This window comes from Methyloceanibacter marginalis, assembly GCF_001723295.1.
GTDB lineage: Bacteria > Pseudomonadota > Alphaproteobacteria > Rhizobiales > Methyloligellaceae > Methyloceanibacter > Methyloceanibacter marginalis.
The window spans coordinates 1-4,981 of record NZ_LPWD01000457.1 but is presented as its reverse complement, the minus strand read 5'-3'; the positions used below and the strand labels follow the sequence as shown (position 1 = coordinate 4,981).

Annotated in this window: 4 protein-coding genes and 2 pseudogenes; 4 read left to right on the top strand and 2 right to left on the bottom strand. The window is 66.0% G+C overall.

The annotated features are described in order from the left end of the window. Together treS and AUC71_RS16290 are read right to left on the bottom strand one after the other, a co-directional pair. Window positions 1-1,389: pseudogene (gene treS, locus AUC71_RS16295) on the bottom strand (maltose alpha-D-glucosyltransferase); the annotation flags it as partial. A gap of 165 nt (window positions 1,390-1,554) precedes the next feature. Beyond that, the gene (locus AUC71_RS16290; RefSeq protein WP_244501015.1) at window positions 1,555-2,502 is read right to left on the bottom strand and encodes an alpha,alpha-trehalose-phosphate synthase (UDP-forming); all 948 of its coding nucleotides are present in this window, start codon (window positions 2,500-2,502) and stop codon (window positions 1,555-1,557) included. On the opposite strand from AUC71_RS16290, the gene AUC71_RS21580 reads away from it, so the two are divergent. The 4 genes and pseudogenes from AUC71_RS21580 to AUC71_RS21575 all read left to right on the top strand — a co-directional run. Then, window positions 2,497-2,979: a hypothetical protein gene (locus AUC71_RS21580; RefSeq protein ID WP_069625103.1), complete on the top strand. Its 483-nt coding sequence runs from the start codon at window positions 2,497-2,499 to the stop codon at window positions 2,977-2,979. The genes AUC71_RS16290 and AUC71_RS21580 overlap by 6 nt on opposite strands. Before the next feature lie 178 nt (window positions 2,980-3,157). Then, window positions 3,158-4,399 (top strand): bifunctional phosphopantothenoylcysteine decarboxylase/phosphopantothenate--cysteine ligase CoaBC, encoded by a 1,242-nt coding sequence (gene coaBC / locus AUC71_RS16280; protein ID WP_069625102.1) that lies wholly within the window; start codon window positions 3,158-3,160, stop codon window positions 4,397-4,399. Then, window positions 4,396-4,845: a dUTP diphosphatase gene (gene dut / locus AUC71_RS16275; RefSeq protein WP_069625101.1), complete on the top strand. Its 450-nt coding sequence runs from the start codon at window positions 4,396-4,398 to the stop codon at window positions 4,843-4,845. The genes coaBC and dut overlap by 4 nt, the downstream gene beginning before the upstream one ends. A gap of 41 nt (window positions 4,846-4,886) precedes the next feature. Further along, a pseudogene (locus AUC71_RS21575) lies at window positions 4,887-4,981 on the top strand (thiamine biosynthesis protein ThiF); the annotation flags it as partial.

Sequence of the window (4,981 nt, the reverse complement as noted above, 5' to 3'; positions counted from 1 at the left end):
CGTTGCCGAAGGCCTCATGGGTTTGGCGCACGGCGATCATGCGCTTGGTCCAGTTGAACAGCGAGCTCGCGTGCTTCTCCTGGGCTTCGACGTTGACGGTCTCGTAGCCGTAGATGGGATCCATGATCGGCGGCAGGTAGAGCCGCTGCGGATCGGCGCGGGAGAAACCGCCATTGCGGTCGGCCGACCACTGCATGGGGGTGCGGACGCCGTCCCGGTCGCCGAGATAGAAATTGTCGCCCATGCCGAGTTCGTCGCCGTAGTAGAGCACCGGCGTGCCGGGCATGGAGAGCAGCAGCCCCGTCAAAAGCTCGATCTTGCGCCGGTCGTGTCGAGAAGCGGTGCGAGCCTCCGCCGGATGCCGAGATTGAGCCGCGCCCGCTGGTCCGTCGCGTAGGTCTCCCACAAATAGTCGCGCTCGGAGTCCGTCACCATTTCCAGCGTCAACTCGTCGTGGTTGCGCAGGAAGATCGCCCATTGGCAATCCTCTGGGATCGGCGGCGTCTGGCTGATGATGTCGGTGATGGGATAGCGGTCCTCGCGGGCGAGCCCCATGAAGATGCGCGGCATCAGCGGAAAGTGGAACGCCATGTGGCACTCGTCGCCGTCGCCAAAATAGGGGCGCGTATCCTCCGGCCATTGATTGGCCTCGGCGAGCAGCATGCGGTCCGGATAGCGCTGGTCGAGCTCCGCACGGAACTTTTTCAGGAGCTCATGGGTCTCGGGCAGATTTTCGTTATTGGTGCCCTCGCGCTCCAGGAGATAGGGCACCGCGTCGAGACGCAGGCCGTCGACGCCCATGTCGAGCCAGAAGCGCAACACGCGCAGGATGTCGGCAAGGACGCGCGGGTTGTCGTAGTTCAGGTCCGGCTGGTGCGAATAGAAGCGATGCCAGAAATACTGCTGGGCGACCGGGTCCCAGGTCCAGTTGGATGTCTCGGTGTCGAGGAAGATGATGCGCGTACCGGGATATTTCTGGTCGGTGTCGCTCCACACATAGTAATCGCGCCACACGGAGCCCGGCTTTGCCTTGCGCGCCCGCTGAAACCACGGATGCTGGTCGGAGGTGTGGTTGACCACCAGCTCGGTGATGACCCGGATGCCGCGGTCGTGGGCCGCCGCCACGAACTGGCGGAAGTCGCGCATGGTGCCGTAGGTGCGATTGATCGAGGTGTAGTCGGCGATGTCGTAGCCGTCGTCGCGCAAGGGCGACGGATAGAACGGCAGCAGCCAGATCGCTGTGACGCCGAGGTTCTGGAGATAGTCGAGCTTCTGCATGAGCCCGGCGAAATCTCCGACCCCGTCATTGTCGGAATCGAAGAACGCCTTGATGTGCAGCTCATAGATGACGGCGTTCTTGTACCAGTGCCGGTCGTTGCGATCGATCATTGACAACTCGAGTAAGGCTGGGGGGCCGGGCGATGACGTCTCGAAGGTCGCCTTGATAGGCGGAACCTCCGTCGAAAGTAAGGGGCTTCAAGCCTCGCGACTAGAGGCACGGGGCCGCGCTCAGTCACGCGGGTCCCCACCAGGCGAGATAGCGCCGCCTAAAGATTAGGCTGCCCCAAGCTTCTTGGAAAACAGCTTCACCGGGTCGGTGTCGGACTCGGCGAAGGACTGGATGAAGCTGTCGCGCCAATTCGCCAGGTCGTAGGTCTCGATCCGCTGCCACAGCCGGTTATGGCGCGCCCAGCGCTCCTGGCGTGGCATGGTCAGCGCGCGGTCGAGCGCGCGCGCCATCTCGTTGATGTCGTGCGGGTTGATGAGGAGCGCCTCGCGGAGTTGCTCGGCCGCGCCGGCGAAGCGGGATAAGACGAGCACGCCGGGGTCCTGGGGCGCTTGCGCGGCGATATATTCCTTGGCGACCAAGTTCATGCCGTCCCTGAGCGGGGTGACGAGGCCGACGGCGGCTTCGCGGTAGAGCCGGGTCAGAATGTCCTGCGGCACGCCGTGATGGATATAGGTGACCGGCGTCCAGCGCAGGTCGCCGAAGCGGCCGTTGATGCGGCCCACCAAGCGCTCCACGTCCTCGCGAATCTCCTGGTACACGGGCAGGATCTCGCGCGTCGGCGGGGCGATCTGCACCAGCCGCACCTTGCCGCGATGCTCGGGGAACTCCTCGAGCAGTTGCTCGAAGGCGCGCAAGCGCTCGGGCAGCCCCTTGGTGTAGTCCAGGCGGTCGACGCCGATGATCGTCTTCATGCCCTCGCCGAGGTCGGGAAGGATGGGGCCCTTGCTGCTCTCCGCCTCGGCCAGCTTGCGGAAGGCGGTCGCGTCGATGCCGATGGGAAACACCGAAGCGGTGGTGGTCTCGCCTTGCGCCGCCATGCGGTCGCCGTGCAGCGGTTCGCCGTCGAGCGAGGCCGCGACATAGCGGCGGAAATTGTCGCGGTCGGAGCAGGTCTGGAAGCCGACCACGTCGTAAACCATCAGCGCGTTGCCGAGACGCTTCTGACCCGGTATGGCCGCGAAGATCTCGGGCGACGGGAAGGGTGTGTGCAGGAAGAAACCGATGCGCGAGGTGCAGCCGCGGCCGCGCAGCTCCTCGGCCAGCTCTTCCAGTACACCGAGGTCTTCGACATGCAGACCCGGCCCGAGCTCATCCTGCTGCAGAAGACCATGGTGGTGGTCGAGGGCGTGGGCCGCAGCCTCGATCCCGATCTCAACATCTGGGTGGTGGCCGAACCGGTGGCCAAGGAATGGCTCGAGAGTCAGCTGGGCGCCGGCGCGCGGCTGGAGCAGGCCGCCGAAAGCGCCGCTTCCGTGGGCCGTTTCGTGGGCGATCTGCCGCGGCTCCTGCTTCAGGCCGAGCGTACGGTGGACGCGTTCGGGGCCATGGTCGAGGACGGCTTGCACCTGGACGACCGGAGCGTCGAGCGGCTGGCCGAGGCGCAAGCCCATAAGGACCGCTGGAGCCGGACCGGCATCTGGGTCGGCGCCGCCGCGCTCGTCGCCATCGCGTTCGCGCTTCTGTTTTGAGGGCCCTGCTAACCCTATTTATTGTCATTGCCCGGCTTGACCCGCCTGCGGCCCGAAGCTGTGGTAATTGAAGCCCTCAATCAGAAGCCTTCGGCGGGCGAAGGGCCGGGCAATCCAGTAACCACCATCAAACCATTATTGCTAAGGTCGTGGCGACTGGATTTCCGACTTCCTGGGAATGACGCGGAGCAAGACGAAAGTGCAAGGAAAGCGCATCCTTCTGATCGTCGGGGGCGGCATCGCCGCCTACAAGGCGCTGGAGCTCGTCCGCCGCTTGAAAGAGGGGGGCGCATCCGTGCGCGTCATTCTGACGAAAGGTGGCGCCGAGTTCGTCACGCCGCTCTCCTTCTCCGTGCTGTCCGAGGAGAAGACCTTCACAGACCTGTTCGATCTCAAGGAAGAGGCGGAGATCGGCCACATCCGCCTGTCGCGCGAAGCCGATCACGTCGTGGTGGCGCCTGCGACCGCCGACCTGCTCGCCAAGATGGCGACGGGCACGGCCTCCGATCTTGCCTCAACCGTGCTGCTCGCCACCGACAAGCGTGTGTTGGTGGCGCCCGCCATGAACGTGCGCATGTGGCAGCACCCGGCGACGCGCCGCAACGTCACGACGCTCCGCGCCGACGGCATTCACTTCGTGGGCCCCGACGAAGGCGAGATGGCGTGCGGCGAGTTCGGTCCCGGCCGCATGGCAGAGCCTGAAGCGATCGTGAGCGCCATCGCGCGGCTTCTTTCCGAAAAGCAGAAGGGCCCGCTCACCGGCCGTCACGTGCTGATCACCTCGGGCCCCACCCACGAGCCGCTCGATCCCGTGCGCTATATCGCCAACCGTTCTTCCGGCAAGCAGGGCCATGCGCTGGCGCGCGCCGCGCTTGCTCTCGGGGCCCGCGTGACGCTGGTCTCCGGTCCGGTGAATTTGCCCAACATCCGAGGCGTGAACGCGGTCAAGGTCGAGACGGCCCAAGAGATGCTGGACGCGGTGCTCGACGCGCTTCCCGCCGATATCGCCCTTTGCGCCGCCGCCGTCGCCGATTGGCGCGCGAGTGCCGAAGCCGCGCAGAAGCTCAAGAAAGAGCGCGGCGCCGATGTCTCGCTGAGCCTCGCCCAGAATCCGGACATCCTGGCGACCATCGCCATTCCAGGGCCGCAGCGCCCGGAGCTGGTCATCGGCTTCGCCGCCGAGACGAGAAACGTCGTGGACCACGCGCGTGCGAAGCGCCGTGCCAAGGGGGCGGACTGGATCGTCGCCAACGACGTGTCGGCCGCGACCGGCATCATGGGTGGCGACCGCACGCAAGTGCATCTCGTGACCGGCGCGGGCGTCGAGGATTGGCCGGCCATGAGCAAGGACGAGATGGCGGCGCGCCTTCTGGCGCGGGCGGCCGAGTCCTTGTCCAGCGTGCGCTCGGCGGCCGAATGAGCGTCACGCTCCGGATCTTGGCCCTCCCGCACGGCGAGGGCCTGCCGCTTCCCGCCTACCAGTCGGAACACGCCGCAGGCTTCGATCTGCTGGCTGCCGTGCCCGAGGATGGTGCCCTCTTCCTCGATCCGAGCGATCGCGTGCTGGTGCCGACCGGGCTCGTCTTCGAATTACCCCAAGGCTACGAGGCGCAAGTGCGGCCCCGCTCCGGCCTCGCGCTCAAACACGGCATCACGGTGCTGAACAGCCCTGGTACCATCGACGCGGACTACCGTGGCGAGGTGAAGGTGCTGCTCATTAACCTCGGCAGCGAGCGGTTTCTCATTCAGCGCGGCGACCGCATCGCCCAAGCCGTCATCGCGCCGGTGACCCATGTGGAGATCGTCGCGGCGGACGCGCTGAGCGGCACGACGCGCGGCGGTGGCGGTTTCGGCTCCACCGGCTAGGCGCCCTGGCAGCTTCTGCCCGCAAGGCATAGATTGAGCCCATGCTCACCCAAGACGAAATCGCGCGCTACCGGCGCCATCTGGTGCTTAAGGAGATCGGCGGCGAAGGCCAGCAGCGCCTCAAAGCCGCGCGCGT

Coding starts and splice junctions, on each gene's coding strand:
- coaBC (WP_069625102.1), top strand. CDS start 3,158: ATGACGCGGAGCAAGACGAAAGTGCAAGGAAAGCGCATCCTTCTGATC.
- dut (WP_069625101.1), top strand. CDS start 4,396: ATGAGCGTCACGCTCCGGATCTTGGCCCTCCCGCACGGCGAGGGCCTG.